This is a genomic window from Paramagnetospirillum magneticum AMB-1, assembly GCF_000009985.1.
GTDB lineage: Bacteria > Pseudomonadota > Alphaproteobacteria > Rhodospirillales > Magnetospirillaceae > Phaeospirillum > Phaeospirillum magneticum.
In genome coordinates, this window is sequence record NC_007626.1 from 1,757,385 (window position 1) to 1,783,616 (window position 26,232).

At 54.8% G+C, this 26,232-nt stretch carries 33 protein-coding genes; 11 read left to right on the top strand and 22 right to left on the bottom strand.

The window, feature by feature from the left end:
* Positions 1–129 precede the first annotated feature (129 nt).
* Entirely contained in the window at positions 130–441 is a 312-nt protein-coding gene (locus AMB_RS25055) for a DUF6794 domain-containing protein (protein WP_148207343.1), read from the top strand.
* A 146-nt stretch (positions 442–587) separates the two neighbouring features.
* On the opposite strand, the gene AMB_RS24280 is transcribed toward AMB_RS25055, so the two are convergent.
* Positions 588–1,787, bottom strand: coding sequence for a tetratricopeptide repeat protein (locus AMB_RS24280; RefSeq protein WP_158303953.1), 1,200 nt, complete (start codon positions 1,785–1,787; stop codon positions 588–590).
* Positions 1,788–2,116: 329 nt separating this feature from the next.
* On the opposite strand from AMB_RS24280, the gene AMB_RS25060 reads away from it, so the two are divergent.
* A complete protein-coding gene (locus AMB_RS25060) occupies positions 2,117–2,419 on the top strand; it encodes a hypothetical protein (RefSeq protein WP_148207344.1) in 303 nt (100 codons plus the stop codon).
* Positions 2,420–2,443: 24 nt separating this feature from the next.
* A complete protein-coding gene (locus tag AMB_RS25065) occupies positions 2,444–2,791 on the top strand; it encodes a hypothetical protein (protein WP_148207345.1) in 348 nt (115 codons plus the stop codon).
* A 48-nt stretch (positions 2,792–2,839) separates the two neighbouring features.
* Here the strand turns inward: AMB_RS25065 and AMB_RS08225 are convergent, their stop codons facing one another.
* On the bottom strand, positions 2,840–3,820 hold the full coding sequence (locus AMB_RS08225; RefSeq protein WP_011384035.1) for a helix-turn-helix transcriptional regulator: 981 nt from the start codon (positions 3,818–3,820) through the stop codon (positions 2,840–2,842).
* A 118-nt stretch (positions 3,821–3,938) separates the two neighbouring features.
* Between AMB_RS08225 and AMB_RS08230 the strand changes: the two genes are divergently transcribed.
* The 3 genes from AMB_RS08230 to AMB_RS24285 all read left to right on the top strand — a co-directional run bounded on the left by AMB_RS08230 (position 3,939) and on the right by AMB_RS24285 (position 6,371).
* A complete protein-coding gene (locus AMB_RS08230) occupies positions 3,939–4,739 on the top strand; it encodes an ADP-ribosylglycohydrolase family protein (protein WP_043743873.1) in 801 nt (266 codons plus the stop codon).
* 76 nt (positions 4,740–4,815) lie between these two features.
* A complete protein-coding gene (locus AMB_RS25070) occupies positions 4,816–5,637 on the top strand; it encodes a hypothetical protein (RefSeq protein ID WP_148207346.1) in 822 nt (273 codons plus the stop codon).
* A 215-nt stretch (positions 5,638–5,852) separates the two neighbouring features.
* Complete coding sequence (locus AMB_RS24285) at positions 5,853–6,371, top strand: macro domain-containing protein (protein ID WP_083763470.1); 519 nt, start codon at positions 5,853–5,855, stop codon at positions 6,369–6,371.
* A 123-nt stretch (positions 6,372–6,494) separates the two neighbouring features.
* On the opposite strand, the gene AMB_RS24290 is transcribed toward AMB_RS24285, so the two are convergent.
* Both AMB_RS24290 and AMB_RS24295 read right to left on the bottom strand, forming a co-directional pair.
* Positions 6,495–7,106, bottom strand: coding sequence for a hypothetical protein (locus AMB_RS24290; protein ID WP_083763471.1), 612 nt, complete (start codon positions 7,104–7,106; stop codon positions 6,495–6,497).
* 226 nt (positions 7,107–7,332) lie between these two features.
* Entirely contained in the window at positions 7,333–7,878 is a 546-nt protein-coding gene (locus AMB_RS24295; RefSeq protein WP_083763601.1) for a tyrosine phosphatase family protein, read from the bottom strand.
* A 137-nt stretch (positions 7,879–8,015) separates the two neighbouring features.
* On the opposite strand from AMB_RS24295, the gene AMB_RS25075 reads away from it, so the two are divergent.
* The gene (locus tag AMB_RS25075) at positions 8,016–8,324 is read left to right on the top strand and encodes a DUF6626 family protein (protein ID WP_148207347.1); all 309 of its coding nucleotides are present in this window, start codon (positions 8,016–8,018) and stop codon (positions 8,322–8,324) included.
* Positions 8,325–8,371: 47 nt separating this feature from the next.
* On the opposite strand, the gene AMB_RS08235 is transcribed toward AMB_RS25075, so the two are convergent.
* Positions 8,372–8,941, bottom strand: a complete 570-nt coding sequence (locus tag AMB_RS08235; protein ID WP_043743876.1) for a hypothetical protein — start codon at positions 8,939–8,941, stop codon at positions 8,372–8,374.
* A 780-nt stretch (positions 8,942–9,721) separates the two neighbouring features.
* On the opposite strand from AMB_RS08235, the gene AMB_RS08240 reads away from it, so the two are divergent.
* Positions 9,722–10,159: a hypothetical protein gene (locus tag AMB_RS08240; RefSeq protein WP_231849026.1), complete on the top strand. Its 438-nt coding sequence runs from the start codon at positions 9,722–9,724 to the stop codon at positions 10,157–10,159.
* Positions 10,160–10,223: 64 nt separating this feature from the next.
* Here AMB_RS08240 and AMB_RS25080 read toward each other — a convergent pair whose 3' ends face one another.
* From AMB_RS25080 to AMB_RS08255, 4 genes are all read right to left on the bottom strand, one after another.
* Positions 10,224–10,712, bottom strand: coding sequence for a hypothetical protein (locus tag AMB_RS25080; RefSeq protein WP_148207348.1), 489 nt, complete (start codon positions 10,710–10,712; stop codon positions 10,224–10,226).
* Positions 10,713–10,854: 142 nt separating this feature from the next.
* Positions 10,855–11,436, bottom strand: coding sequence for a tyrosine-type recombinase/integrase (locus tag AMB_RS08245; RefSeq protein WP_011384039.1), 582 nt, complete (start codon positions 11,434–11,436; stop codon positions 10,855–10,857).
* Positions 11,437–11,668: 232 nt separating this feature from the next.
* On the bottom strand, positions 11,669–12,499 hold the full coding sequence (locus tag AMB_RS08250) for a DNA adenine methylase (protein ID WP_083763472.1): 831 nt from the start codon (positions 12,497–12,499) through the stop codon (positions 11,669–11,671).
* A 127-nt stretch (positions 12,500–12,626) separates the two neighbouring features.
* A complete protein-coding gene (locus tag AMB_RS08255; protein WP_043743879.1) occupies positions 12,627–13,019 on the bottom strand; it encodes a hypothetical protein in 393 nt (130 codons plus the stop codon).
* 523 nt (positions 13,020–13,542) lie between these two features.
* Here AMB_RS08255 and AMB_RS08265 point away from each other — a divergent pair.
* The 3 genes from AMB_RS08265 (at position 13,543) to AMB_RS08270 (ending at position 16,013) form a co-directional block, all read left to right on the top strand.
* Entirely contained in the window at positions 13,543–14,211 is a 669-nt protein-coding gene (locus AMB_RS08265; RefSeq protein WP_148207349.1) for a hypothetical protein, read from the top strand.
* A gap of 74 nt (positions 14,212–14,285) precedes the next feature.
* A complete protein-coding gene (locus AMB_RS25085) occupies positions 14,286–15,050 on the top strand; it encodes a hypothetical protein (RefSeq protein ID WP_148207350.1) in 765 nt (254 codons plus the stop codon).
* 270 nt (positions 15,051–15,320) lie between these two features.
* On the top strand, positions 15,321–16,013 hold the full coding sequence (locus AMB_RS08270) for a GIY-YIG nuclease family protein (protein ID WP_011384043.1): 693 nt from the start codon (positions 15,321–15,323) through the stop codon (positions 16,011–16,013).
* Positions 16,014–16,021: 8 nt separating this feature from the next.
* Here the strand turns inward: AMB_RS08270 and AMB_RS24300 are convergent, their stop codons facing one another.
* From AMB_RS24300 to AMB_RS08330, 13 genes are all read right to left on the bottom strand, one after another.
* On the bottom strand, positions 16,022–17,254 hold the full coding sequence (locus AMB_RS24300; RefSeq protein ID WP_083763473.1) for a tyrosine-type recombinase/integrase: 1,233 nt from the start codon (positions 17,252–17,254) through the stop codon (positions 16,022–16,024).
* A 184-nt stretch (positions 17,255–17,438) separates the two neighbouring features.
* Positions 17,439–19,091, bottom strand: a complete 1,653-nt coding sequence (locus AMB_RS08275; protein ID WP_011384044.1) for a hydrogenase maturation protein — start codon at positions 19,089–19,091, stop codon at positions 17,439–17,441.
* Positions 19,091–20,140: a hydrogenase expression/formation protein HypE gene (gene hypE / locus AMB_RS08280; protein ID WP_011384045.1), complete on the bottom strand. Its 1,050-nt coding sequence runs from the start codon at positions 20,138–20,140 to the stop codon at positions 19,091–19,093. Before hypE ends, AMB_RS08275 begins: the two co-directional genes overlap by 1 nt.
* Positions 20,141–20,404 (bottom strand): DUF2442 domain-containing protein, encoded by a 264-nt coding sequence (locus tag AMB_RS08285; protein ID WP_011384046.1) that lies wholly within the window; start codon positions 20,402–20,404, stop codon positions 20,141–20,143.
* Between the two features lie 3 nt (positions 20,405–20,407).
* The gene (locus tag AMB_RS08290; protein WP_011384047.1) at positions 20,408–20,668 is read right to left on the bottom strand and encodes a DUF4160 domain-containing protein; all 261 of its coding nucleotides are present in this window, start codon (positions 20,666–20,668) and stop codon (positions 20,408–20,410) included.
* The gene (gene hypD, locus AMB_RS08295) at positions 20,661–21,800 is read right to left on the bottom strand and encodes a hydrogenase formation protein HypD (RefSeq protein ID WP_011384048.1); all 1,140 of its coding nucleotides are present in this window, start codon (positions 21,798–21,800) and stop codon (positions 20,661–20,663) included. The genes AMB_RS08290 and hypD overlap by 8 nt, the downstream gene beginning before the upstream one ends.
* Positions 21,797–22,033, bottom strand: coding sequence for a HypC/HybG/HupF family hydrogenase formation chaperone (locus AMB_RS08300; protein WP_011384049.1), 237 nt, complete (start codon positions 22,031–22,033; stop codon positions 21,797–21,799). The genes hypD and AMB_RS08300 overlap by 4 nt, the downstream gene beginning before the upstream one ends.
* A gap of 20 nt (positions 22,034–22,053) precedes the next feature.
* Positions 22,054–23,130: a hypothetical protein gene (locus tag AMB_RS08305; RefSeq protein ID WP_011384050.1), complete on the bottom strand. Its 1,077-nt coding sequence runs from the start codon at positions 23,128–23,130 to the stop codon at positions 22,054–22,056.
* A complete protein-coding gene (gene hypB, locus AMB_RS08310; protein ID WP_011384051.1) occupies positions 23,127–24,065 on the bottom strand; it encodes a hydrogenase nickel incorporation protein HypB in 939 nt (312 codons plus the stop codon). Before hypB ends, AMB_RS08305 begins: the two co-directional genes overlap by 4 nt.
* Positions 24,065–24,409: a hydrogenase maturation nickel metallochaperone HypA gene (gene hypA / locus AMB_RS08315; RefSeq protein WP_083763474.1), complete on the bottom strand. Its 345-nt coding sequence runs from the start codon at positions 24,407–24,409 to the stop codon at positions 24,065–24,067. The genes hypB and hypA overlap by 1 nt, the downstream gene beginning before the upstream one ends.
* Positions 24,402–25,505, bottom strand: a complete 1,104-nt coding sequence (locus AMB_RS08320; RefSeq protein WP_011384053.1) for a nickel-dependent hydrogenase large subunit — start codon at positions 25,503–25,505, stop codon at positions 24,402–24,404. The genes hypA and AMB_RS08320 overlap by 8 nt, the downstream gene beginning before the upstream one ends.
* Positions 25,505–25,738: a HypC/HybG/HupF family hydrogenase formation chaperone gene (locus tag AMB_RS08325; protein ID WP_011384054.1), complete on the bottom strand. Its 234-nt coding sequence runs from the start codon at positions 25,736–25,738 to the stop codon at positions 25,505–25,507. The genes AMB_RS08320 and AMB_RS08325 overlap by 1 nt, the downstream gene beginning before the upstream one ends.
* Before the next feature lie 2 nt (positions 25,739–25,740).
* Positions 25,741–26,223, bottom strand: coding sequence for a HyaD/HybD family hydrogenase maturation endopeptidase (locus tag AMB_RS08330; protein ID WP_011384055.1), 483 nt, complete (start codon positions 26,221–26,223; stop codon positions 25,741–25,743).
* Positions 26,224–26,232 lie beyond the last annotated feature (9 nt).

Here is a 26,232-nt window from a genome sequence, read left to right on the forward strand (position 1 = left end):
TGTCTTTTGGCAGCTTTAACGAGCCACATATACAGTCAAGATCAACGTGGCTTCATCCGACTAAATTGTAAGCAAAATATATTAACCACGCCCCTCCGTTGTTGGTAAACAAAATGAGGAGACCGCAATATGACAGAAGAAGCCGACATCCTGGAGATGCTCAAGAACTTTATTATGAAATATCCAGAAGATGAAAGAAAAAAAGTTAAGGATGCGAGCGAAGATGACCTTTGGAAGTTTCATAGAGGTCTCGGAATGTCATTAAGAAATGCCTTATTTTGGGGAAAAAGCAACGACACTCTTAATGCATATACAAAATCATTATTATGTGCATTTGGCAAAGGCGATGATTTTTTTATCAGAAAAAATATTCATGCGGATGGGATGTCCGGCGATGCAATTTTCTACATATGGTCATGGCTGAATGGAAAGTGTAATTGAATTACTTATATTTATTTTCATCCGCATGGAATTTACCGCACACAGAATGCTGCATGACAAAATTAAGTAATTTGCAGCATAAACTGTCGAATATTTATAATCGAAACCACTTCAATCTTTGGTTGGCGTTTGGCAATTTCGCCATCCTATTTGAGGGGGGCTAAATCTTGATCTTTTCGCCACCCTTGTCCGGACATGGCGGGTTTCCTTGTGCCTTCTTTAACCGCCAATCCAATCCACTTTTTGGCTTCAGCGTGATCCGGGGGAACGCCCATGCCGATCTGGTACATCATGCCAAGACTGAACTGAGCTTGTGGCAATCCAGCTTCAGCCGCAGCACGGTGTCCTTTCACCGCACGCCGGTAGTATTCTTGTTCGCTAAAATTGAGTTCGCCTGACATGGCTGAATTTCGCGTGCTGCCTTTGGCTGCCATTTCAATCCATTTTTCGGCTTCAGCGTAATCCAGGGGAACGCCCCTGCCGTCACGGTACATCATGCCAAGATTAAATTGAGCTTGAGGAATTCCGGCTTCAGCCGCAGCACGGTACCATTTCACGGCACGCAGAAAGTTGTCTTGATCATCCAACTCTGAATCGTAAATCTCCCCAAGCAGCAAAAAAGCATACGGATTATCACGATCCGCCTCCACGTGAGCTAACCTCATTGGCTCTTCCACATCACCAGTGATAGCTGTGTATTTGATGTTGTTGTTAATTGGCTGTGGTGGTTTACCGCATCCATCTTCATTACTTTTATATAGAAGCCCATGATGTGGCGATCTATCGCTCGGCACATAAGACACTACCGGCATAGGGTTAATGGATTCGATTACCCTCCGGTAGCCACCTCTGCCATGGCCGGTTATTGAAATTCTTTGATGTCCATGCACATGATAATACGAAGTTATTTTATAAAATGTTCCGGAATCATCTTCACGCCCCCATGTGAGAATGAAGAGGCCGCGAAATCCTCCAATTTCCTTCCAGCTTCCATTGTTTTGCTTAAATATTTTAAATTCTGGCTCTGGCGATCCAGTTGGTCTATTTCCAGAAGAAATAATTATCTCATCTCTGCCATCGCCATCCAGGTCGATCAATGCAAAATCATGAGTGTTAAAATCAGATATTTTTGTTAGCACATTCCGTGCGGAAATGGGGAAGCACTTATCATCAATGGGCATCCATGCCAAATCATGTTCGTGAACCTGTCTATTTCGGTATGAATTCGCCTCCCAATTTTGCGAGTATCCACCTTCAACAGTTCTATATTTTGAATTTTCAGCCGCTAGAGCGGAATGCCCTAAAATAAGAATAGACAATCCGGCAAATGCTTTGGTCGTATTCATGCTTCTCATTTCAGAGTTAATTTCCAGATCGAGATTGTGTGGTCCTTTGGGACGCTACATATTTCGGAAATATAGGGACATCTGTGGATCAATCATGTGCTCCATTTTCCACTCTGCCGATCTTGCGAGTGCCTGTCGTCATTCTGTATTGCCCCCATGTCAGAATCGGTCATCTGTAATCATGATCGTCCTGTAACTGAGATTGATCCGAACAGATGAATTTCGGCCAACCCCATAGGATGTTGACCGGCGGTAGAGGTGACCGAACATGACATGTCCAGCCGTCACGATAATTTTCCGATTCAGGATTATGAAAAGAAGGGGCGGCAATGGCAGAAGCTTCGGAAACTGAACTGATCGCATACGTCAAAGCAAACGGGCGGATTTGTCCGATGCCCGATCCTTGGAATGCACTCTTCAATCTCCTACCGAATCGCCGCCAATTGGCATCTGGAGGTTGGATGCCGCCCTTGCCACTGATACTGGCGGCATGGTGGCTCGCAACTCCATCATCTAAGCGGCGATGTCTTGAGGAGCATATCAGATGGGCGGTCGATCATGGGGCTTTGGCTGAAATTGACGCATATCTTCGAGGGATTCCGGAAAGCGACTGGTTCCATGAAGGGGAATGAGGGAATCACAAATGGGGTGTCGATATGTTTGATGACGAAATTGATCTGAATGAACGCCATGATGTCTGGAATGCGTTGGCGGATATTCTTTATAAGTCGCACATAATAATGCGTGGCAACGCATTGAAGGTTTCAGAAGCTGACGGCGGCGTTGTTATGCCTGCTATAGGTGACGCACTTCACAATGTACCAAAGTTTCTATTGCGGAATTCGCACCGTAGATTTAGCCCGTCATATTTCATATCTTGCCTTGAAATTCTAACAAGCTCAATGCCGCTTTGCGGTGAAAATGGAAAAGAAATATTGAGGCAAGTACATGAAGTAGCCATATCAAGCATGCTTGGGTGTGGCTTTGAAATCCCCAAAAAATAAGTTGACAGACATGAATACAAAAATCGCATCATAAATTGCCGTTCGCAATCATGGCCGTGCGGGCCAACTGACCTTGCTTCGCTCATGGATCACCCGTAATTCTTCTGGTTCGAGAACCTCGACGGCATCGCCCCATTGATAAAGGTGCCACGCCATTTCCAGCAGGCCACCAGCCTGGAATAGGATGATCAAACCACCGTCAGGCTGATTTTCCATAGTCTGGCTGGGATGGAACAGAAAATCTCTCGCATCTGCCGCCGCGTCGGGGCTGAACCGCCATACGACATTAAATGGTTCTTGCTGGTAGACGCCGAATGACCGTGCGGCATATTCCGCAAGTGAGAAGCTGGGATCACGAACGAAAGAGTTTCCAGTCTCTTCAATCCCGATGATGTTGGGGAAGCTGTAGTTTCTGACCTCATTTTCCTCGGGGACGAATGCCAGCAGGTAATGTCGCTGACCATAGAGAATTCCGTAGGGGTGAACCGTTCGGTTACGCTCAATCGTCTCGTAGCGACGGCGATAACGCACTCGCACCTCACGGCATGCCAGGATAGCGTGGCGTAGGTCTTCCACGAGTTGAGGATTGACCTTGTACCGAGGCCCAGGCCGCATTGCCACGCCCTCTGCCTGCATCAATGCTTCCAGGTCAGGTTCCATCTTTCTGGCATCATCAGGTCGCAGAGATGCCCGTGCCTTTGCCTCAACCCTTCGTACTGATATGGCTGCATCGGGGCGGTTATCGCGGTCAAGGATGTCGGCGGCGATCTCCAGTGCCATGATGTCGTCAATATGGAATTCAGACACCCGCCCAAGAGCCTTCGTCGGCAGACGCCATCGTTTTGTTCGATCTGGTTGGGGAACTTCCTCAAGCTGAGGAAACACACGGGCGATAGCATCCCGCATCCGCTGGGCGGTCCGGCGTCCAACATCGAACATCGTCTCAATGTCGTTCAACGACAGCCCGCCATGGGAGGCTGACAACTCCAAGGCCAACTGCAATAGGGCTTCAGTTTTGCCGTATCTCATTGGACACCATTCTGATCACTGACGACGCATGATGATGTCCGAATCTGTCATGTGATGCCAGTAGGGTTCTGGATTGAAAGTTAACTTAAATGCACGCCATTTCACGGAGAACCCAGGCATGTATGGTGCGATCGCAGGCGACATCATCGGGTCGATCTACGAGTTTGAGAATCACAAGAGCAGGTCGTTCCCGCTGTTCACTGAGGGGGCCTCCTTCTTCACCGACGACACCATCTGCACCATGGCCGTCATGGAGGCGTTGCTGGATGACGCCGACCCCGCCGTTACCTTGAGGAAATGGGGGGCTGAATTTCCTGATGCTGGTTACGGGGGAATGTTCGGATCATGGCTTCGTCGCCCTGATATGCCACCCTACAATAGCTATGGCAATGGATCGGCCATGCGGGTCAGTCCCGCTGGGTTCCTGGCTTATAGCCTTGATGAAGCAGTTGAACTCGCCATCAAGGTGACGGCGGTGACGCATGATCACCCGGACGGAATCGCTGGAGCGGTGGCGACTGCATCGGCAATTTATCTGGCATTCCACGGCGAGGATCGCCCGTCGATTCGTTCATTCATCACGGACCGCTTTGGTTACGACATGAGCCAGTCGGTCGATGAAATTCGGCCATGGTATGAGTTTGATGAAACCTGCCCCGGCAGTGTCCCCCAGGCATTGACGTGTGCGTTGGAGGCCACTTCCTACGAAGAGGCGATCCGAAATGCGATTTCAATCGGCGGTGACTCCGATACAATCGCCTGCATTGCTGGGGCTGTTGCTGAAGCTTTATTCGGCGTTCCACACGATATCGCTGTTGAAGCTGATGCTCGTATGTATCCATCAATGGTTCGACTGATCTCACGGATGTATCAGGTGCGAGGTCGTGCCAATCCGACTAAAAAATCTGAAATGGCATGATGTAATTTTGTAAGTTATTTGGCCTATGGTTTCTACTATACGCAATTCTAATGTTGACAGAAATGGGGCGGCGAAAATGGACGAGAAAAAATGGGCTGAAGCTCATCATTGTGCGGCCATTTATTCCGCCGAATGGCTTGCGGCAGATGGATATGACATAATTTTCGTAAAGGCGGACCCTTTTCCGCCATATGATTTGGCTGCCAGGCACACCCAGCGGCTCATTATAGCGGCCATTTCATTTGAGATTGATGGCGTTGGTATCTGGGGGCGTTCCGAGGAGCAGCTATCAAAGCTTCTTGATGTTGCTGCTGATAACGAGGCTGTCGCATGCGTGTGCCACGTCAAAATGGACGCAACTAATAAAGTTAGAAATATCTCTCTAATTAACTGGCAAACAGGATTGGCATACGACTGGAGAAATGATGATAAACATGATGTGGATGGCGTTGAAATCGGCCCACACGAATTAATGTGGAATGGAATTGGCTATGTTGTTTCAAAAACAGAAAGTTACGGTTTCAAGGTGCTCTGGATAAATTGGGCCTACGCAGACATTCCTAGCATTATTGTGGAAGAAGCTGACGGGAAAAGTGTCGCGATATTGGTTCGATGTGCCAGGAGGCCGCTTAAAATTGCTCCTATCTGTCCAATATCTCTGCGGTCAGCGGTTTCTTGGGCGGGTAAACATAATTTGCCGCTGGAAATTGTTTCCGTTGGTCAAGTAAGCGTAAACGATCCATTTGACCCCGCATTTGACGACGAGAGTACTACTTCGCATTTAGTTGTACCTCTATATAGGGGGGTCTCGGTATTTGCGAGTATTGATGGCCCTTATGAAGTCGGCGAATATCCCGGCCACCTACAAGAAGATATTTCCTCATTACGCTGCCACTAATTTTTTTGATGCACATCCCAGCCAGGGTTTTCCGGGCACTCTAACCGTTGATGCCGGATGTATGAAGTGCATACACACTTTAGATTTAATCCGAGTCATATGTGGCTCTCAAGTTCAATAGCGATTCATTATGTATGGTGAAATGTTTACAGTGTATAAAGTGATCGTCACGGTGGGCAGCCTAATGAAATGCCTGTTCGATTCGCAGCAAGTCTATGATTGACGCCCGTGTCTGCATAGAGGTCGGCGATATTCTCGGATGGGAGGGGGATGCAATCGTCAATCCCGCACACACGAGCCTTCTCGCAGGGTCTGGACTTTGTGGCATCATCCATCGGATGGCAGGTCCCGAATTGGAGCAGGCTGCGAAGCTGCTTGCTCCATGTCCTGTCGGTGAAGTCAGGGTCACCCCCGCTTTTGCCTTGAAATGTCGGCGAGTCATCCACGCGGTTGGCCCGAGGTGGTGGGACGGAACCCGGAATGAAATTGAACATCAGGCTCGCATGTACGCCAACATTGCTGTCGCCGCTGAGACTTATGGAATGCGAGAGGTTACCGTTCCCGCCATCGGGATTGGAATCCATCGTTTTCCAACCGAGATTGCCGCAGAAATCTGCTGCACCACCCTGGCGTCATACGTCGGGGAAGTGCGATTTAGAATTTTGTTGCCATCCTCTGAATTGGCCAATATCTATCGCAATAAGTTAAATTCATTATTAATAAAAAACTGTTGACACTCGGCATAGTGATGGCAATTCAGTACAATACAGCCTACTGCAAATACACATTTTTCAACAATTTTTGTTATTAACTGCGGCGTGAGGGTGGAGGTCTTAGCATTAGGTGTTTCATGTGAGTCATTGATGTTTATTCCTACTGCGTTCAACCCAACCAGAGTCTTCAGGATATTTGCTCAAAAGTGCCTGCATCCGGCTGATTGCGAAGTTGGCAATATCCTCACAATGCTGAATTTTCGCTCCGTTATTTTTGACATATCGCATGTCGCGAAGTGCGACCTGTGTATAGGTCAATATTGCACGCGACTCAGACATCACGATTCCATGAGAAATGTATCCAAATGACGGAGAAAACAATAGATCGTTGTCATTTAGCCATTGCATTGATATTTCGGCATACTGACTGATCGTTCTCTCCAGACTTGAGCAGTATTCACCACGATCATGCAGGTTCATGCCATTGCTGTCCCGTCCAAGTACGGATTCTTTTTCCCGGTGCCAGTATCCTGGGGTGTTGATCTCGTCGTATGTGATGGGCGGCGGCGATGGCTCCGAGCCGAGGGAGTAATAATTCGGCAGGTTCGGATCACGCTGATAGATCGGCGGAGGAGCGGCCTTAATCACACCGGCAACACCTTTGTCCGTCATATAGAAGACGCCTTCCTGTGCATTTGCGGCAAATGTCGCAGTTAACAGCAAGCAGACTGATAGCAGCATGACTTGCGAACGCATAATGCCCTCCAAGCAATCTGATGTATGTGCTTGTTACAATATAACCACATAAATACATAGTATCAATATATGCGGGGTAAGCTATGCGATTGAATGATTTTACTATTTCACCGGAAGATGCCGTTTCTGTTGCTCCGGGACGATTGCCGCCGGTTTATGATGAAAACCTCGTTAGATTTGAGGTGATGGCCGTCCTTGACCTACTCCGAGGTGCTTTACATGATGCTCAACGTCTTCTCGACTTGATTGACCGAGTTCCAACATCGCGTTTGTGACCGTCAATCGCAGCAACCATCCGTCCTTCAGCACGAAGAATCCGGTCTGCGAATTTTACGATGAGCCTGTTTGGCATCGCTCCGGGCCGTAGCTCCATGATCAGGTCCATGGCTTCTGCCGCAGGTAGGTGCAGGCATGCCAGTAAGAATCCGGCGGCTGTCGAGCGAGATATTCCTGCCCAGCAATGGCATAAAATTCGGCCACCGCTGGGTATCTCTCGACCAAAATCAATGATGGTCTGAGCATGGTCCACGCTGGGGTGTTCGTTCCGTCCCTGTCGATCAAGTGACTTTCCAACCACTCCCCCCATCGCGTGTAAGTCATAAAATCTGAGACTCAGCACCTTGATCGATCCAGGGAAGACCAATGGATCGTCATGGTCATCGCCGGGGTCCAAAATTGAGATGATGTGAGTTGGGCCGAAGGCTTCCAACTCGTCACCAAGCTCATCCAGCCCGCAGATGGTCATTGCGAAGGGCAATTTTGTCTTGGTCATGATGCTCCCTCCCAGGATGTGGGCGGGAACAATATCAGGTTTGAATGTGTCGGCCAATTTGGGCGGTCAAAATAAATTCACATCCATGAAGGTATTCGCTGCTGGGATAAATACACCTGCAACAGCAGGAGTCGTTCATGCGAAAATTAGAAGAGATATATAAAGAGTTTCATTCGTTGGGAATTGTAACTTCTGGTCGCGATTTTGGTGAATGGTTAAACAGAAGCCAGAGCTACTTGAGTAGTTCAAAATCGAGAAGCCGTCGAATATCAACCGAAGCACTTTTGGCATTGGTTTCGAATGTGACTGAGGTAATTGATTCGACCAATGAAGCTGCGGTTCTTTGTTCCGATGAAATTCAGATCAAGGAACTGCAAGAAGGTGTCAAGGCACTTAAGATTCTTGAGAATGAAGCATGGACCGAAATCTGGCGTCGGGTGAGGTGATGGGGGATGTGGCAGGAAGCACCTCCTCCTGCCACACCACATCCATATCACGCAGCTTTCGGCGTAGTAGCTGGGATCGGCTTGTGTGTCGGACGACGCCAAACCCATCGCATGTATTTGCCCGGCACCACGATGATCTCACCCCTTTGGGTCGTCAGGGTTTGGATGTGCTCGATGGTACCAAGACGTGGGTCTTCATCGGATGGCTTGCTGATATTGATTGCTTTCAAGTCGATCTCGATCATCAACCCGTTTCGGGATAGGACGAAGTACGGCAGCAATGTGTCCTCATTGCCAATTGCCGCTGGTTCGCCGATCCGTCTGTCTGTTTTGGCTATTACAGGGCTGAAATAGGTCCGTTCCTGGACCTGATGGGCTTCGTGATAGACACGGTATAGCTCGACATGGCTGGCCCGGCTCTTATGGACGCCAGTGAGTAGCTTAGTCACGTCCTTGTGTTCCACAAATTGAACACGATATGTGGTCCCGTCGATAATTACGTTTCCGGTGAATACATAGCGATCCGAAAATGAGACGGATTTCCGTCCCCGCTTCGGTTCTGTTTTGGGCGTTTCCGCCCATATGCAGATATACTCAAGTTCAAGTGATTGGTTCATTTCCTTTTTCCTGTTTCTGTAGTTAGTCCGTATTGTAGGCTAAATCATTGAGTTAGTCCGTATTGCAGGACAAGTTGGAAAATTAGTCCGTATTGCTCTTCAATACGGACTAAGTCCAACATGGCTATTTATGAATCAGATATATACAACACCGACAACTCATTCCTTTCGTTTGTCTCAACACCATGACGCCTTCGGCGTCGAGATGAAGTCCGTTCATGATTTCGTAGTTACAACACCGACAACTCATCACTTCGTTCTGTCTCAACACCGGGACGCCTTCGGCGTCGAGATGAATTCAGTTCATAAGTTCATGTCTACAACACCGACAACTCATCACTTCGTTCTGTCTCAAAACCACCCTGCCTCTGGCAGGAAATCAGATCGGTTACGCCTGTGGCGGCTCATGCCGGATCACATGAAGTAGCCGAAGGCGTATCATGGCCTCGACGAGCTATTTTCTGTCGGGCTAACATGAACCGGCAATTTGTTTGTTATTTGCTGATGGCTAATATATGCGGAAATATTCAGCCATATCGAATCAGGTCGCAGGCCGGTATGACCTTGCTAACTTCCATCCATGGAGAAATCAGACCATTTTGTGAAATGAATTGCGATCACTTATCAGGCTTAACGACTGATGACTAAATCCATCACTACATTGATGTCGAGACGCCATGTGGCCGTGCGGCCATATCATGAAATATATTCATGTGGCTATCTTGGCCTTTAGTAAATACGGCTATATCATTCATGCAATGTTGATGCATGGAGGCCATTATGTTGCAGCTTAAGTTCAGTAACGAAAAGAAGGTGCTTGTTTCCGAAGCACGCAAGAAGTCCCCCCGGCAGGTTGTGCTGGACGGCATTCATAATCAGGTGGAACTGCTGAAGAATCCGAACTACACGGTGGAACGGGTTCGATATTCCAAGGGAACCGAAGGCGGGAACACCCGTCTAAGCATCAGTCGTCCGCCCCAACCCTGGTTCTGGCGGTCGGCCTCTGGCGACAATCTGCTGCTGGAAATCAGGTATGGTCGCACCGTGGTTGAACTCCAGGGACAGGGGATGGCCAACACCGTGATTGCGGGCAAGACACCGGCGGATGCCATCAAACTGCTGGAACAGATCGCTACTGCCGTAAAGAATGGTGAACTCGATGAACCTCTGGAAGCGGCCAAGATCAAGGCGAGGCACCGTCGCAACAAGGTCGAGTAGCTGGATATCATCGGATCGCGTTACCGGGGCAGGTTGATCACCAACCTGCCCCGGATGATTTTAGTTAAGAAACGCAGCCACAATCTGGTGCTTCATAGCGGCGATACCATCGAACGGTGTTTTCTGATTTGTAGCATATTTTTATCGACGGCATGAGTTCGAGCAGCTTATCACGGAATATAGCCTGCCATCCTCTTGGGTATAAGTTTCTATCTTTGTGGTTTTTCCTATATTCAGTGGCGTAGTCTATCGCCTGAAACTGCTTGTCATATGGCAATGCCGTTACCAGTTCTGCATTTTTGTTCATCGATTGGTGGAATTTCATTTTTATATATACAATGTCGTCACTAACGACGTCGGCGACAATGAAGTTTAGTTTTGCCTTTCTATATGTATCCGTCTTGCGAGTTTGCTTTATCCCGTAGGCAGCCCCAACGCCAATAGAGATAATTTTACCATTTGTTATATATGAAATTTCACCGCCCAAATTATCGCGAACGAAGCTCAATGCGTTTCGTAGCGTGACCGATCTAACAACTATCACAACCTTCATTTTTCATCCTTTCGCAAAAGCCGTATTGCGGCTATATGCGATAGGATCGACTATGCGGTTGAAGATTGGCAATAAACAAATGCATAATATAAAAGCGATGTAATTATATAAAATCCTATGTAGATAGAAAATGTTGCGGTGATTAGATTAAGTTGACCAGCCGCCGCTGCGAATCCGAATCGGACTCGATGTAACGGGCCGTCATCGCCAGACTGCGATGTCCTGCAAGTTGTTGGACATCACGCAAAGAACCACCGGCCTGTCCAACCTTTCGGGCCGCGTTGGTGACGAACGTCCGTCGTCCACTATGCGATGAGCATCCCAGAAATCCGAGGCGATCATAAAGGCGGGAGAACCACGCGACGACGGTGTTCGCCGTCATCCCTATACCGCGTTCCGAAAAAATTACGGGATGGTCTGGACTGCGAATTCCTCGGGCATGCAATTCGACCAGGGCCGACCTCAATTCCCGGTTCATTGGGATCGACCGACCCGACGCCCGTTTTGTTGCTTTATCCTCCAAGTGGATCATGTCGCCCACTTCGCCGGTCGCGGTCAGTACCATCGACCATGTGATGCAGGCAATTTCCTTGGCCCTGAGGCCGGCCTTCGCCGACAACAGGAACATGACCCGATCACGAACTCCATGCCGGGTCGATCCAAGATGAAGCAAAACTGTCGAGATTTGGGTCGCCGTGAGAACCTTTGCCTGCTTGCCTGCCATGATCGCCAACTCATCATAAAATTAGAGCAGTAGATAACTTTGAAATGAGTATAGCAGTCGTTAATAAATCGGCCAAGGCCATGGCCTTGAAAAATATGAAACTATTCGTGACTGGCCATGAAATACCTATTTCATGGTGAGTTTGTATTCGGTCGATTTTTCTGATCTTGTTTTATTGCTGTGAAGCGAACCCACGGATGCCGGAATGCACATCATCGACGCGACTGACCAATCAGGCGACCTGGATCATCAGGTCATCGTCGCGATGCCAGGGGCAGCCGAATCGGCGACGCAATCGTGTCATACCTGCTGCGTCGGCCAATTCGTTCGAGAAGATCAGCAGTTCGGCTCCGACCTTGCCGGTTCCATAGGTCCAGGAAGCAGCGACCATGGCGAAACCCTCATAGAGCCGCCGCACAGGTTCGGTGTCATTATAGGACAGCAGCCATGACCCTGACCGATTGCGAAGCACCTCCGCCAGGAGCGAATGGTCGAAATGCCGATGGGCATCTCCCCGAAGGCCATAGAGGTTGGATTTTTCGTGGGTCAGAAGGTATGGCGGGTCGGCGTATACGAAGGTGTCGGGGTGCCGCGAGAGGCTGAGTTCGAAGTCGGCCTGATCTACGGTGATGTTGGGGATCGTGGTTCTTGCCAGCTTGTCGATGGATGACGGGGTGAACCTTTCACCAGAGAATCCACCCGAAAAAGTTAGGCCCGAATATGAAGACCGATTGATCGCGAAGAATGCTGCGGCCTGCATCACCGGATCGAGGATGTAGAAGTAGGATTTCTGAAGCTGGTAGAACCCATCCCGGTCCATCGGATGGAACTGGCGGGCAGAATCGGCAACAGCACCAGCATCGAACTTGATCTGCTGCCAGCAGTTCGTGAGTGGGGCGAACACATCGAATCCATGCACCTGGATACCGCGTTGGCCCAGGTCCAGTTCGACTGCACCGCCACCGATGAATGGGGAGATCACTTCATCCACGTCATCAGGGATGAAGGAAGCAATTGTCTTTTTGCCTCTCTCTTTACCCCCTGGGTATCTAAATATCGCCATCAATTTCCACCATCAAACTGGTATTTATCAGTTCGATGATGTGAGTTTGTTACTATTCTGCCTGAATGTTACGCATGAAAAAGCCCCGGCGAATTTCTAAGCCGGGGCTAATTTGTAAATTGTCTAATTACTTCTTTTTACGGCCGATGCCTTTTTTTTCGGCAGCGATTTTATCCAACTCAGAACGTTCGTAGATCAGCTTCACCAGCTTTTCGTCGCCGCTATTAGCAGCGTCGATCAGTCCCTGGAAAAGTGCTTTAAGATCGGCAAGGTTCGAAGCTTCAAACCACTCCGTGTCGTTAATGATCAGCGGTGACCGCAAAATCTTGAACTTGTAGCCTTCACCAGACCTCACGAACCAAGCAGTGCGGCTATTGATTTCGCCGCCATCGATGGCGGCCTGGACCGCCTCCTGCTGCTCACGCACCTTTTTGACAAACCGGGTGACTGGGGTGCTTTTAGACGCGGCAGGAACGCGGGTCGGGGCCGGTGCGGCTTTCAGTTTGTCCAGGAACGACATGTATTTCTCTCCATCATGTGACTGGCATGGTTTGCAAGTTCGACAATTGCTCAACAAGATCGCTCCCTGGCTGATCGGTTAGCAACGCCGCATGCATCAAAACATTCCTCGTGTTGATGTCTGATTGTTGCAAAAATGTCAACCGCATTTGCGGCCGAATATGGCTCATGATTTCAAATCTAATGACTATCTTGCGAATGTCATATTTCAAATAATTATTTTCATGTCACACGCCAACACATCCAGCCGCACGTCGCCGCCAAATATTGATGCTGATATTCAGCAATGTAATTATCAGATACGACAACCAAGCATCTCAGATTAATACGCCCGCACATCTCACGGAATAGCAAAAATATAATGTGTTTGTGCGATGGATTTCTTGATCGCATTTGCTTGGCGTCGCTTAATTGTGGCTGCGTAAAAACAATATCTAAACCAGTCAATTTTACATTATTTTATGTTGACCGCATAATGTGGCATGGCTATATCGTGATGTGAGATGGCGAGGTTATGTAGCACCATGTTAGACACCGCAAAACTAAACAAGATGATTGCCGTAATGGTTGGGTCCACCCATGCGGATGCCGATAATGCATATCGTGCAATCGTCAAGATGGTTAGCGATAACAATGTTCCTCCTTCTTACTTGCATCTCCACGTTTATGACGATGAAGATGACTACGTGACGTCTGTTTTGAGTGCCAAAGACCGTGAGATCGAAGATCATCTGGGAGACCTTGAGGCGGCCCTGGATGAAATCGAAAAACTTAGGGCTGAAAATCGCAAGATCGCGGCATTACAGGCCGAGGTTGCTCGTCTCAAGGGGGAGAATAATCGACTGCTGGCACAGATCGCTGACACCCAGTCCGGCACCCATGAGGTTCAGGAACTGGAAGCCTATCGACGGGAGGATGGGGAACCTCTGGCGGCGGTCAAACGCGAAATGCGGAAGATCATCCCCATCAAGTTCGGCTGGAAGACCGTTTTCTGGCACCTTCTTGCCGCCAGAGGGCTGTCCAAGGCAAAGGGCACCGTCTACGCATGGTTATCAGGTCGGTCGAGAATGCCTCCTGCCGTGTTGGACATCATCCGATCTGAGGCGGATCGTCTGGCGGCGGCTGGTGTCGAACGGTTTGAAAATGAGTGGCGAGCAATGCAGCGGGGCTATCTCTACGGCTACAATTACTGATTGGAATTTCTGAGATTGGTCGAGATTATGTAGTCGCGATTGACCCCATCTGGTCTGCAATCGGAGGTGCCGTCATGGACATCGACCTGCAAATTGAACGAATCAATCGGTTCCGTAAGTTGATGATTCGCAACGATTCTGCCAATGAATCGCTGAATGATGCTGTGCCTTATATATTTCCTGAGAACATTGAGGTTGAAAGCGGCTGTAATATTGAGGCGTTTGAAGGTGGCAGTTTTATATTTTCAGTGTCGAATGCGATTTATCTGATTTACTTAAAGGAGGCGTTTGCGGTCGTAGTCGCTTTTGGATTGTTTGATGTGTTTGCCCCGGATGAATTTAAGACGGTCGATGATAAGGTGGGTGGGAAGAGTTCTGAATTATTTTTTAACTTTCATCCACTGTATATGGCTGATGTGGATGTCGATAATTTTCGAATTAATGTGAAATCAACAGATACAAAATATTTTAAAGGTGATCCCGCCGCCGACGTTACGTATGTATTAAGCTTGTTGAGCTACATCCAACAGCCAGCAATACATGCAACAAATGTTGATATTGCTGAATCAATTCAGAAATCACGAAAAAAGCATGGAAAGCGTCCATTGCCTCCCTACCGGGTGATTAGGCCCGGTCAGACGATCATTCATCAACGGCCTGACGAGAGCACAGACACTACCGGCACCCCAAAATCACCACATTGGAGACGCGGTACGGTCTACACTCGCAAAGACGGTAGGGTGATCCATCGTAGGGGCTGTGCTGTGCATGGCGGAACAGATGATACTCGTCCAGTAGTCGTTCTTCCGCCTAATCCAGTTGAATGGTCTGATCCATGAGGTGCAGTCAGTCGATGGCGTTGAATTGGCGACTGAGGTGACCAAATCTGTCATCCCTGCTTGTCAGCATACCCTGGTGACGAACAGCATGCCCCCCAGTATCCGATAGACGATGCTATTCACCGGGCGGCAGTTGCCCGCTATGGCATCCAGATCGCCATTGAACAGACACATGGTGAATAAGGGATGTGAACGTGGACCCTATCAAGGACTATGTGCCAAACCTTCACGATGACATAATTTCGAATCTCTCACTGCGAGACTGAAAACATGACTCTTCCCTTTGAGGCTTCTCGTTCTTACGTCTACAACGCAGCAAGGTACGAGTTGCTGCCACGTGTGGCGGAAATCGCCAAAGGCTTCGGCGACGAACCTTTCTTGCTGCGTGATATTTCGAAGAAGTTGCTTGCTGAGACCTACCTGCCCGAACAGTTAGAAATTAAGGTCAAGAAGGCGAAAAGTGATGCGACGGAGAAGATGAGCACCATCTTCATGTTCTACATCCCGTTTCTTGCTGAAAATCTCAAGGTCTTTGAAAACGTAGGTGGCGGGATGTTCAAGAACATCTCGCTTGAAGAGGAAATGGCGGAAGCCGACGCGGCAGCAATCGATATCGAATCGGACGATGCGGGAATTATCTACGCCTATTCGTTTCCCACCATCGTCAAGAAAGACGGAAACCGTTTTCCCATCAAAGTCGGCTTGACCACTACAGGCGAGGCGGACGCCCGTGTGTTGCAGCAATGCAAAACGACATGTTGCTTTGAGTATCCCGTCATCCTTGGGGTTTGGGAAGTTCAACGGGTCGCGGCGATGGAAGATGCTATCCATTCCACTTTGGAAGCTCGTGGATCGAAGCGTCAATCACCGGGCACGGAATGGTTCGACACGACGCTTGAAGAGGTCGAGAGCGTCATCAAGTTCGTTCAGCCATCGGCACACGCGATCCCCCGTTCGTCATAAAAGCGAGGTTAATCATCCATTTGTGCCAGAGATGCCAGTTTGATCCCGACCCCATTTGCACCTTCCAACAAACTTGATTTCTTATTTTTTAGGTAGTGTTTAAGGGTGGTATCTACAGTGCTGTGTCCGACGTTCTGCGACACCACTGGCAATGGAACCCCGCTATCAATGGCAACGTTGATGTACAGCGACCTTAGGTTGTGCGGCTTGAGCGAGGGGAAGCCGCATAAATTGCCGATAGCCGTAACTGGGCGGTTGGCATCACTGGAGTGGCCTCGGCCACGGGTGGCAGGAAATACCCATTCACTGCTGTTTCGCCGCATGGTTTTGCGGGCTTCCGCTGCTCGATCCAAGACGGATAGTGCATGGTCAGACAGGTAGATTGTGCGTGGCATGAGTGATGTTTCGGAGGTCTTATGGTTAATTTTTGTAATGGTTCTCTTCTCAAGGTCTATTTCATCAAACCGAAGGGATAAAATTTCTCCCTTTCTGGCACCAGTGCTCAATATAAGTTCGATCATTGCAACATTTATTGGGTTGAAATCACGGTGATTATACGCTTCCCGGATCGCGTTGAGTAGGTCGGTTAGCTCGGCGTCCTCCATCGCCATAGCATAACCTGCCGTCTTCTTGAGGCTGATGGTCAGCCCACCTTCACGAACCACCGCAGCGGCAGGGTTTACAGTTTCGGCGGGGATGGCTCCCCGTCCACGGGCAAAATTGTAAGCTGAACGAGTATGAAGAATGAGGTTGTATGCTGTTCCGGGGGCATCTTTGAAGTTTGCTTCAAGCCAGCGAATGAAATAAGGTTTAGTTAGGTCGAAATACCTCATTGATCCAAGTTTGCTGTAGACGTGATTTTCGCAATGGGCGGTTACATTTTTGCGAGTTTGCGGCTTCATTTTTCCCATTTTAACGTAAAATTCAAAGACATCTTTTACTGTGCTGCACCTAATCGCTTCTTCTTCTTTCTCAACCGCATGATTTCCGCCATTTTGAACTACACCAGCATACTTGATGGCATCGCCACGTGCTTTGGTGAATTCCATAATCGGGAATGTTCCAAGGGTTATCCGTTTATCCGTGCGGCTTCCTTTTAACTTGGATTGATAGAGCCAGGATTTCCGACCCGAGGGCAAGACAAGCAAGCCAAAGCCAGGGATATCCAAATCCCAGTAATATTCACGCTTTTCAGTTGGTTTGACTGACTCGGCGAAAGCCTGGGATAGTTGCGATTTCATGGCTTACCCTCGATTTCATGTGTAAGCCAAGCAATATCAATGTGGTATAGCTTACATGGGGCTGTGTAAGCCATATCTTAGATCAAATGCCAAGTTATGACAAGTTGTGTAAGCCTGGGGTAAGTTAAGTCACGATATGTTCTGGTTATGTTCCGGTAGTGTCCGGTATACAGATTGGGGTTGTTTATCGAATGTTGTTTATTTTTGAACGATGAACCGCAAGATATAGTGGCGTGCGTGATTTCTTTACTTTATGGATGAAGTTGTAGCGCGCCACGTGGTAGCTGGGATCGAAGCCGTAGAAGTTCAGCTTCATGTGCTCCAGCTCCTCGGCGCGGTATTGCTCCAGCGGCTTTGCCGCCTCGTCGGCGGCACGGCTCAGGCGCTTGGCGGCCAGGCGCTCGTCCAGTGCCGGGTCGGTGGTCAGCGCCTCGGCCATTTCCTCCACCAGACGGCGGAATTCCGGCACGTCGCGGCCAAAGCGGCAGTCGATCAGCCCCAGGCGCTCGGCCTCGGCGGTGCCCATGGGCAGGCGGGCCTCGACCACCTGACGCGCCTTGTCGGGGCCGCAGCGCCGGGGCAGCAGATAGGTCCAGTATTCCGAGCCGTAGAGGTTGCCCATGCCCTTGTAATGGGGGTTGAGCACCACTGCTTCCCGCGCCGCCACCAGATCGGCGGCCAGGGCCATGAACACCCCCCCGGCTCCGGCATTGCCCTGCATCGCGGCCACGGTGAGATGGCTGCCGCAGGTGATGATCTCGCGGGTCAGGTCGTTCATGGCGTTGATGTTGGCCCAGGATTCCTCGGCCGGGCTGGCTGCGGATTCGATGGTGCACAGATGAATGCCGTTGGACCAGAAATCCGGTCCGCCCATCAGGGCGATGACCTTGGTGGGCCGTTGCGCGGCCTTGACGAAGGCGGCCCGGAGGCGGCGGCACTGATCGGTGCTCATGGCGCCGTTGACGAAGGGGAAGTGGAGATAGCCCACCCCGTGGCGCTCGTCGTACCAGATGTCGTGATAGCCGGGGGCTTCGGGCAGATGGTCCTGCGGCCCCAGCACGTCCAGCGCTGGCAGCTTGAGGCCGTGCTCCTCCCGGGCGCGCAGATGGCCGATCCACACGGCGCCGTCGGTGGTGGCCCGCGCCACCGCCCGGCCCGAGCGGGCGACCAGTTCGCCCGGCTTGCCCGACAGACCCGAGGCGGCATGGGCGTCATGGAGGTAGACCGACCGGTCGAGAATACTATCCAGCAGGCCGGGCGTGCCGTCGGCCGAGCGGATCTTGGCCAGCACCGTCGCGGTATCGTCATGGGTCCAGTCGATGGCGCGGTCGGCCTGCCGGGGCGAAGGCCTGAAGGGAGCCAGGGCAGGGCGACCGACCGGTCCGTCTCCCAGGCGGGCGAGGGCGTCGAGCACCGCTTCCACCGCTCCGTCGGCCACTTCGTTGCGATAGAGGCTGGACTTGGTGGCGTGACGCAACGGGAAGGTGCGGCTGGCCCAGACCGGACCTTCATCCATGCCTTCCTCGGCCTGTAGCACGGTGACGCCCCAGTCCGTGTGGCCTTCCAGGATGGCCCAATCCAGGGCCGCCGGGCCTCGGTCGCCGGGCGGGCCGGGGTGGACCACCAGACACAGGTGGTTCTTCCAGACCGCCTCGGGGATGGCGCGCTTGAGGAACGGGGCGACGATCACGTCGGGCCGCGCCAACTCCACCGCCTGAAGGGTGACGGCGTCGTTGACGTCGAATTCGCAGGTGACGTCGTGGCCCAACTCGGACAGTTCCACCCACAGGCGCTGGGTCAGCGAGTTGAAGGAATGGGCCAATAGCAAGACGTGCATCAGCAGATCCTCGGCAACTGTTCGCCGGCCAGCCAGTCCACCACCCGGTTGCCGCCCATGCGGGTCTTCATCTGGACGAAGTGGTGGGAATCTTCCCGGCACGCCCCGATGCGCGCCGCGTCGGCGCCCAAGGGATGGGCGCGCATGATGTCGAGCAGGCGGGCCGCGTCCTCTTCGGCGCAGATACAGATCAGCTTGCCCTCGTTGGCGACATAGAGGGGGTCCAGACCCAGCAGCTCGCAGGCGCCCAGCACCTGGGGCTTGACCGGCACCAAAGCCTCTTCCATCAGCATGCCGATTCCCGACTGGCTGGCGATCTCGTTCAAGGTGGCGGCAAGGCCGCCCCTTGTGGGATCGCGAAGCACCCGGATACCCGGGACCGCTGCGACCATCTCGGCGACCATTGTATGCAATGCGGCGGAATCGGACAGGATCTCGGTCTCGAATCCCAAGCTTTCCCGCTGGCTCATCACCGCCACGCCGTGGTCGCCCATGGTGCCAGACACCAGGATGGCGTCGCCGGACCGCGCCTTGTCGCCGGAAATCTCCACGCCGGGCGGCACCATGCCGATGCCCGCCGTGGTGATGAAGATGCCGTCGCCCTTGCCCTTTTCAACCACCTTGGTGTCGCCGGTGACCACCGGCACGCCGGCCTCCTTGCTGGCCTTGGCCATGGACTCGACGATGCGCTTCAGGTCCGAGAGGGGAAAACCCTCCTCGATGATGAAGCCCGCCGACAGCGAGATGGGCCGGGCGCCGGCCATGGCCACGTCGTTGACGGTGCCGTGCACGGCCAGCGACCCGATGTCGCCGCCGGGAAAGAACAGCGGGCTGATGACGTAGCCGTCGGTGGTCATCACCATCCTGCCGCCGGCAACGTCGAAGGCGGCCTGGTCATTGCGCTGGTTCAGCGCCTCGTTGTCGAAGGCGGCGATGAACAATTCCTCGACCAGTTGGGCCATGGCGCGGCCGCCGCCGCCATGGGTGAGGTCGACGCGGCCGGAGGCGATGTCCAGCGGGCGGGGATGGGCGCGGCGGGGCAGGGTCATTCAGTGTGTTCCGGGAAGGGGGGCGCCTGTGACGCGGGAATAAAGGACGTCGGGGCAAATGTCGGCGCCGTTGGGCCAGCAGATGGTTCCCAGTTCGGGATTGACCCGGACCTTGGCGAATTCGGCGGGGTCCTTCAGGGGGGCGAAGACCCCCTTGAAGGAGAGCAGGCTGGAGCAATCCACCTCGCCCTCGGCGCCGTCCTGGAAGCGCAGATGAAGCTTGAACCCGTCAACCGTGGTGACTTGGACAACATCCCGGTGCATGGCCTACTCCAGAGGTGCGATCTTGTTGAGGGGCAAGTCCTGACGGGCCAGGGCCCAGTCCTTTTCCAGCTCTTCCTTGTGAGCCATCGCCCATTCTATCACGAGGCCCATGGCTTTGGGCGGCAGGTTCCCCTGGATACAGGCCAGATCGTTGATGCGGATCACCGCCTCGCGGTCACCATAACGGACATGGAAGTGGGGCGGCGCATGGTCGTCGTAATACATGGCGATGATCATGCCCAGGAACCGGCTGATCTCAGGCATGGCTCGTCTCCAGGTCGCGGAAGCGGCCGTAGGTCCAATGGGCGGCGCAGGCGCCTTCGGCCGAGACCATGCACGAGCCCATGGGGTTCTCGGGGGTGCACACGGTGCCGAACAGCTTGCAATCGGTGGGCTTCTTGACGCCCCTGAGGATGGCGCCGCATTCGCAGGCCTTGTTGTCGGGCGGGCTGTCCTGGGGCACGTCCCAGCGGCGCTCGGCGTCCCAGGCGGCATAGGGCTCCTTGAGGCGCAGCGCCGAATAGGGCACCAGTCCGAGGCCCCGCCACTCGAAGGCGCGCCGAAGCTCGAACATGTCGGCCACCAGGGACTTGGCCTTCTCGTTGCCGTCGCGAGTCACGGCGCGGGCGAACTCGTTCTCCACCTCGAAGCGGCCGTCGTTGATCTGGCGGACCAGCATGCGCACCGCCTGCATGACGTCCAGCGGCTCGAAGCCGGCGATCACCACCGGGCGCTGGTATTCCTCGGCGAAGTATTCGTAGGGTCGCGAGCCGATGATGGTTGACACATGGGCCGGGCCGATGAAGGCGTCCAGCTTGACCGTGCCCAGCTCGCGCACTTCCGGGCTGTCGAGAATCTGGGTGATGGCCGACGGCGTCAGCACGTGGTTGCAGAACACGCTGAAATTCTTCAGGTCCAGCGCCTGGGCCTGTTTGATGGCCACGGCGGTGGGCGGCGTGGTGGTCTCGAAGCCGATGGCGAAGAACACCACCTGGCGGTCGGGGTTGGCTTGGGCCAGCTTGATGGCGTCCAGGGTGGAATAGACCATGCGCACGTCGGCGCCCTCGGCCTTGGCCTTCAGCAGCGACAGGCGCTTCGAGCCCGGCACCCGCAGCATGTCGCCATAGGTGACCAGGGTGACGCCCGGCTGCTTGGCCAGCCAGATGGCGGCGTCGATGCGGCCGACGGGCAGGACGCAGACCGGGCAGCCCGGCCCGTGGATCATCCGCACATTGGCGGGCAGCAAATCCTCCAGCCCATAGCGCGAGATGGCATGGGTGTGGCCGCCGCAGAACTCCATGATGTGATAGGTGGAGCCGGGATCGGCCTCGGCCTTGATGGCCTGGGCGATGCTTTGCGCCACCTCGCCGTCGCGAAATTCGTCGATGTATTTCACGCCGGCACGTCCTCGGCCAGTTCGCCCATCTCGCGGAACAGCTCGAGGGTGCGGGCCGCCTCTTCCGGATCGATCACCGACAGGGCGTAGCCCACGTGGACGATGACGTAATCCCCGGGCTTCACGTCGCTGACCAGGGCCAGGGACACCGTCTTGGCGACGCCGCCGAGATTGACCTTGGCCGAATCGTCGGGCAACAGCTCGGTGACCAGGGCGGGGAGGGCAAGGCACATGGTGTTGGTTCCTCTGATACTCAACTCAACGCGGCGATCCAGGCCTGCCCCAGGGACAGGCCGGCATCGCCCGGCGATACCTTCGCGGCGGTCAATGGCCTGAGCCCCAAGGCCGTCAGCCTGTCCACCAGACCGCCGGTCAGCACCTTGTTGAGGAAGCAGCCTCCTCCCAAGGTGACATAGGGCGTGCCGGCGGTGGCGGCCACGTCGCCGATCCACTTGGCCATGGCGGCGATCAGGGTGCCGTGGAACAGGTTGGCACCGCGTACCGGGTCGGTGCAATGGGCAAGGCAGGCCAGCAGCGGCAAAAGGTCCAGAACACCGTCCTGGAGAATCCAGCCGGTGGGCAGCACCTCGGGCGCCGTCACCAGGGCTTCCAGCGCCATGGGGGCCTGACTCTCGAATTCGGCGATGGGATGCAGGCCCAAAAGGCCGCAGGCGGCGTCGAACAGCCGTCCGGCCGACGACGTCTCGGGGCTGTTGAGCCGCCGGTCCAGCATCTGCCCCAGCATGGCGGCGGCGGGGATGTCCTTGAAGCGCTCGGCGATTTCAGGTCCGCGCCCCAGCTTGTGCAGGACGCTGGCCGCCATGCGCCAGGGCTCGCGTGCCGCGCGGTCGCCGCCCGGCTGAGGCAAAAGGGCCAGATGCCCCAGGCGGCGGTAATGGGCGCCCTCGGCCAGCAGCAATTCCCCCCCCCAGGACTGGTTGCCCGGCCCCAGGCCGAAGCCGTCGAAGGAGACGCCGATCACCGGGCCTTCGATGCCGTGCTCGGCGGCGATGGCGGCGGCGTGGGCATGGTGGTGCTGGACCGGCACCTGGGGCAGGTCCAGGGATTGGGCATAGCGGGTACAGTGGAAATCGGGATGCAGGTCGTGGGCGACCCGCACCGGGGTGACGCCCGCTTCGGCCACCAGGGCCTCAACGCAGGCTTCGAAGGCGGCGATGGCTTCGGGGGTGCCGAGATCGCCGTGATTGGCCGAGATCAGCGCCTCGGCCCCCCTGGTCACGCAGACGGCATTCTTAAGAAAGGCGCCGACGGCCAGCACCGGCGGCACGGCGCGGGGCAGGGCGACGATCTGGGCGATGGCCGAGGTCACTTACCCTCCAGACTCGCCTTGGCGGCGGCCAGCTTGGCTTCCAGGCGGCGGATGCGCTCCGTCACCATGCGCTTGCGGCCCTCGTTGATCCAGGCCAGCCATTCATCGAAGCCCTCGCCGGTGCGGGCCGAGAGCTGGAGCACCACGATGTCGGGATTGACGCGGCGGGCAAAGCCGATGCAGCGCTCCACGTCGAAATCGGTATGGGGCAGCAGGTCGGTCTTGTTGAGGATCATCATGGAGGCGGCATGGAACATGTCGGGATACTTCAGAGGCTTGTCCTCGCCCTCGGTCACCGACAGAATCGCCACCTTGTAGGCCTCGCCCAGGTCGAAGGCGGCGGGGCAGACCAGATTGCCCACATTCTCGATGAACAGCACCGAATCGTCGGCAACGTTCAGCTTGGCCATGGCGCTTTCCACCATATGGGCGTCCAGGTGGCAGCCCTTGCCGGTATTGACCTGGATGGCGGGAATTCCGGTGGCGCGGATGCGGTCGGCGTCGAAGCTGGTCTGCTGGTCGCCCTCGATCACCGCCAGCGGATAGCGCCCCTTCAAGGCCTCGGCGGTGCGACACAGCAAGGTGGTCTTGCCCGAGCCGGGGCTGGACACCAGGTTCAGGGCAAAGACGCCATGCTCGGCCAGCCAGGCGCGGTTGCGTCCGGCGAAGTCGTCGTTGTGGGACAGGATGTCCTTCTCGATCTGGACGATGCGCTTCTGGCTCATGCCCGGCACATGGACGCCGGCGATGCCGCGGCCATAATGGATGTCTTTGTCGGAATCGTGGTCGTGATGATGGTGGTCGTGGCCATGGGGATGGTCATGGCTGTGATCGTGGCTATGGCCATGATGGTGCTCATGGTCGTGGTCATGGGAATGGGGGGAATGAGCGTGGCCGTCCACCTTGGCGTCGCCGCAGCCGCAAACCGTGCACATCACTCCACCTCCATTTCCTTGATCCGCATTTCCTCGCCCGTGGTCACCGCCAGCTTGGCGCCACCGCAATCGGGGCAGAGGTCCACCCGCGAGGTGACATGGACCGATTTCGAGCAATCCATGCACCAGGCGGTGCCGGGAACCCGGATGATTTCCAGTTTGGCGCCCTCGGTCAGCGGATTGCCCCGCGCCACGGCATCAAAGCAGAATTCCATGCTTTCCGGCACCACGGTGGACAATTCGCCGATCTCCAGCCACACGGTCTTGACCCGGGTGAAGCCGTGCTCGGCCGCCTGATCCTCCAGGATGCGCACTACGCCTTCGGTCAGGCTCATCTCATGCATGGGGGACAACCTCGATGCGGAAGGGAACGCAGGGGTCGAGACTGGCGGCCAGCAATGCGGCCCGCCCTTCCGGGTCTGGGCCGGACATTCCCCTCAGCCCCTGGGCCAGGGGGCCGTCAGGATGAAAGTTCCACTCGGTGGGGGCCAGAATCCGGTACGCGCTCAACAAACCCTCCCGCAATTCCACCCGATGGGCCAGCAGGCCGCGCGCCGCGTCCACCACCCCCAATCCGCTTCCGTCGTGCCGCGCCATGGGCAGGCCGCCGGAATCACCCGACAAATCCTGCACCAAATCCTCCACTTCCCGCAACGCCGACGCCATCTCCATCATTCGGGCGGAGAAACGGGGCATCAGGCCATTGCCGTATTGGCTCATCAACAGCCCCATCAGGGGGCGGCGGGACTGGCGGGCCAGCGGCCCGGTCTCGAACACGATTCCCGCACTGTCGGGGCGGGTGCGGTAGGCGCCGTCGTCGTCGGCGGCGAGCCGTGCGTCCAGATCGGGTGGCCCGGTTTCGGGCATCAGGTTGGGCGGAGCGGCGCCGAACCCTTCCATGCCCAGGTCCTCGACGCGGGCAAGCAGACGGTCGGCCACCAGATCCCCCCGGCTTGCGGCCTCGCCCAGGCGGTGGACGATGCCGGTCAGGGTTTCCCGGTCGGGGGCCAGCCTGCCGCCGCCCGGGGCCAGCCAGTCTCCCTCCGGATAGAGCGCCTTGCGAACGGCCATGATCAGCGGGCGGATCGGCTTCAGGGCCACCAGATCGGGGGCCTCGCCCAGCAATGCCGGCCAGTCGCGCAGGGCGGCGGCGGCGTGCTCGGCGGCCATCTCGATCAGGCAGAGAATGCGTCGGGCTTTGTGCTGTTCCGGCGCGGCATCGATGCCGACGGCGTTTTCCACGGCCGCCAGCCCGGCCAGCCCCTGGGCCGTACCGCACAGGGAATAGAGGTTGGGCAGCAGGGCCAGCACCTGATCGGGTCGCCGGCCGGTCAGCCGGTCCGAGGCCTGGACGGGCCGGCTCGATCCGATCTCCACCGTCTCGACGCGATCTTCGGCGAGATGGAGGGTGATGGACAGGCTGGACTCGAAGGGGAGCATCAGGCCTGACCGGCGGCCAGAACCTCGGTGAGATAGGCCAGGGTCTCGGCGGCCATCTCGGGTTCGACCTTCTCGGCGGCGAAGGTGCCGCCGGGGCCGAGAATGACGAAATCGCCCACCACCACCTCGTCGGCCAGCAGCATCAGGCTGGTGGTGCGCGACTGCCCGAAGGCCTCGACCGTGGCAACGCCGTTGTCGATGGCGGTGATCCGCGACGGCACGGCCATGCACATGGTCAGGCGGCCTTCCGGCCGACTGCGACGCCGATGGCGGCCAGTTCACCGACGATCCGCTCCACCAGCTCAGGCAGGCGGGCGGCCACGGTGGGCGTGGGCTCCATGGACAGGTCGAAGGACAGGGGCTCGACCCCGAACAGCACGATGTTCTTGGGCATCAGGCCATGGAAATTCAAAGCGCCCAGCATGTCGGACAGGCCGACCTGATGGGGCGAGATGCGGGTCTTGAAGAAGGCGGGAATCTGGTCGCCGGTCAACCGGGTGATGGTCCCCGGCTCCTTCTTCGAGCGCATGCAGTCGGCGATGATCAGGTGATCGGCCTCGGACACCTGATCCAGGCAATCCATGCCCGAGGTGCCGCCGTCGATGACTTCGACCTCCGCGGGGAGATCGTAAAGCTCTTCCAGCCGGGTGACGGCGTGAACGCCGATTCCCTCGTCCGAGAGCAGGATGTTGCCGACGCCGAGAACAACGATGCGCATGGGCTTCCT

Excerpts from the sequence above, each read along its gene's own strand:
- AMB_RS25055 (WP_148207343.1), top strand. The coding sequence starts at position 130 with ATGACAGAAGAAGCCGACATCCTGGAGATGCTCAAGAACTTTATTATG.
- AMB_RS24280 (WP_158303953.1), bottom strand. The coding sequence starts at position 1,787 with ATGAATACGACCAAAGCATTTGCCGGATTGTCTATTCTTATTTTAGGG.
- AMB_RS25060 (WP_148207344.1), top strand. The coding sequence starts at position 2,117 with ATGGCAGAAGCTTCGGAAACTGAACTGATCGCATACGTCAAAGCAAAC.
- AMB_RS25065 (WP_148207345.1), top strand. The coding sequence starts at position 2,444 with ATGTTTGATGACGAAATTGATCTGAATGAACGCCATGATGTCTGGAAT.
- AMB_RS08225 (WP_011384035.1), bottom strand. The coding sequence starts at position 3,820 with ATGAGATACGGCAAAACTGAAGCCCTATTGCAGTTGGCCTTGGAGTTG.
- AMB_RS08230 (WP_043743873.1), top strand. The coding sequence starts at position 3,939 with ATGTATGGTGCGATCGCAGGCGACATCATCGGGTCGATCTACGAGTTT.
- AMB_RS25070 (WP_148207346.1), top strand. The coding sequence starts at position 4,816 with ATGGACGAGAAAAAATGGGCTGAAGCTCATCATTGTGCGGCCATTTAT.
- AMB_RS24285 (WP_083763470.1), top strand. The coding sequence starts at position 5,853 with ATGATTGACGCCCGTGTCTGCATAGAGGTCGGCGATATTCTCGGATGG.
- AMB_RS24290 (WP_083763471.1), bottom strand. The coding sequence starts at position 7,106 with ATGCGTTCGCAAGTCATGCTGCTATCAGTCTGCTTGCTGTTAACTGCG.
- AMB_RS24295 (WP_083763601.1), bottom strand. The coding sequence starts at position 7,878 with ATGACCAAGACAAAATTGCCCTTCGCAATGACCATCTGCGGGCTGGAT.
- AMB_RS25075 (WP_148207347.1), top strand. The coding sequence starts at position 8,016 with ATGCGAAAATTAGAAGAGATATATAAAGAGTTTCATTCGTTGGGAATT.
- AMB_RS08235 (WP_043743876.1), bottom strand. The coding sequence starts at position 8,941 with ATGAACCAATCACTTGAACTTGAGTATATCTGCATATGGGCGGAAACG.
- AMB_RS08240 (WP_231849026.1), top strand. The coding sequence starts at position 9,722 with ATGTTGCAGCTTAAGTTCAGTAACGAAAAGAAGGTGCTTGTTTCCGAA.
- AMB_RS25080 (WP_148207348.1), bottom strand. The coding sequence starts at position 10,712 with ATGAAGGTTGTGATAGTTGTTAGATCGGTCACGCTACGAAACGCATTG.
- AMB_RS08245 (WP_011384039.1), bottom strand. The coding sequence starts at position 11,436 with ATGGCAGGCAAGCAGGCAAAGGTTCTCACGGCGACCCAAATCTCGACA.
- AMB_RS08250 (WP_083763472.1), bottom strand. The coding sequence starts at position 12,499 with ATGGCGATATTTAGATACCCAGGGGGTAAAGAGAGAGGCAAAAAGACA.
- AMB_RS08255 (WP_043743879.1), bottom strand. The coding sequence starts at position 13,019 with ATGTCGTTCCTGGACAAACTGAAAGCCGCACCGGCCCCGACCCGCGTT.
- AMB_RS08265 (WP_148207349.1), top strand. The coding sequence starts at position 13,543 with ATGTTAGACACCGCAAAACTAAACAAGATGATTGCCGTAATGGTTGGG.
- AMB_RS25085 (WP_148207350.1), top strand. The coding sequence starts at position 14,286 with ATGGACATCGACCTGCAAATTGAACGAATCAATCGGTTCCGTAAGTTG.
- AMB_RS08270 (WP_011384043.1), top strand. The coding sequence starts at position 15,321 with ATGACTCTTCCCTTTGAGGCTTCTCGTTCTTACGTCTACAACGCAGCA.
- AMB_RS24300 (WP_083763473.1), bottom strand. The coding sequence starts at position 17,254 with ATGAAATCGCAACTATCCCAGGCTTTCGCCGAGTCAGTCAAACCAACT.
- AMB_RS08275 (WP_011384044.1), bottom strand. The coding sequence starts at position 19,091 with ATGCACGTCTTGCTATTGGCCCATTCCTTCAACTCGCTGACCCAGCGC.
- hypE (WP_011384045.1), bottom strand. The coding sequence starts at position 20,140 with ATGACCCTGCCCCGCCGCGCCCATCCCCGCCCGCTGGACATCGCCTCC.
- AMB_RS08285 (WP_011384046.1), bottom strand. The coding sequence starts at position 20,404 with ATGCACCGGGATGTTGTCCAAGTCACCACGGTTGACGGGTTCAAGCTT.
- AMB_RS08290 (WP_011384047.1), bottom strand. The coding sequence starts at position 20,668 with ATGCCTGAGATCAGCCGGTTCCTGGGCATGATCATCGCCATGTATTAC.
- AMB_RS08300 (WP_011384049.1), bottom strand. The coding sequence starts at position 22,033 with ATGTGCCTTGCCCTCCCCGCCCTGGTCACCGAGCTGTTGCCCGACGAT.
- hypB (WP_011384051.1), bottom strand. The coding sequence starts at position 24,065 with ATGTGCACGGTTTGCGGCTGCGGCGACGCCAAGGTGGACGGCCACGCT.
- hypA (WP_083763474.1), bottom strand. The coding sequence starts at position 24,409 with ATGCATGAGATGAGCCTGACCGAAGGCGTAGTGCGCATCCTGGAGGAT.
- AMB_RS08320 (WP_011384053.1), bottom strand. The coding sequence starts at position 25,505 with ATGCTCCCCTTCGAGTCCAGCCTGTCCATCACCCTCCATCTCGCCGAA.
- AMB_RS08325 (WP_011384054.1), bottom strand. The coding sequence starts at position 25,738 with ATGTGCATGGCCGTGCCGTCGCGGATCACCGCCATCGACAACGGCGTT.
- AMB_RS08330 (WP_011384055.1), bottom strand. The coding sequence starts at position 26,223 with ATGCGCATCGTTGTTCTCGGCGTCGGCAACATCCTGCTCTCGGACGAG.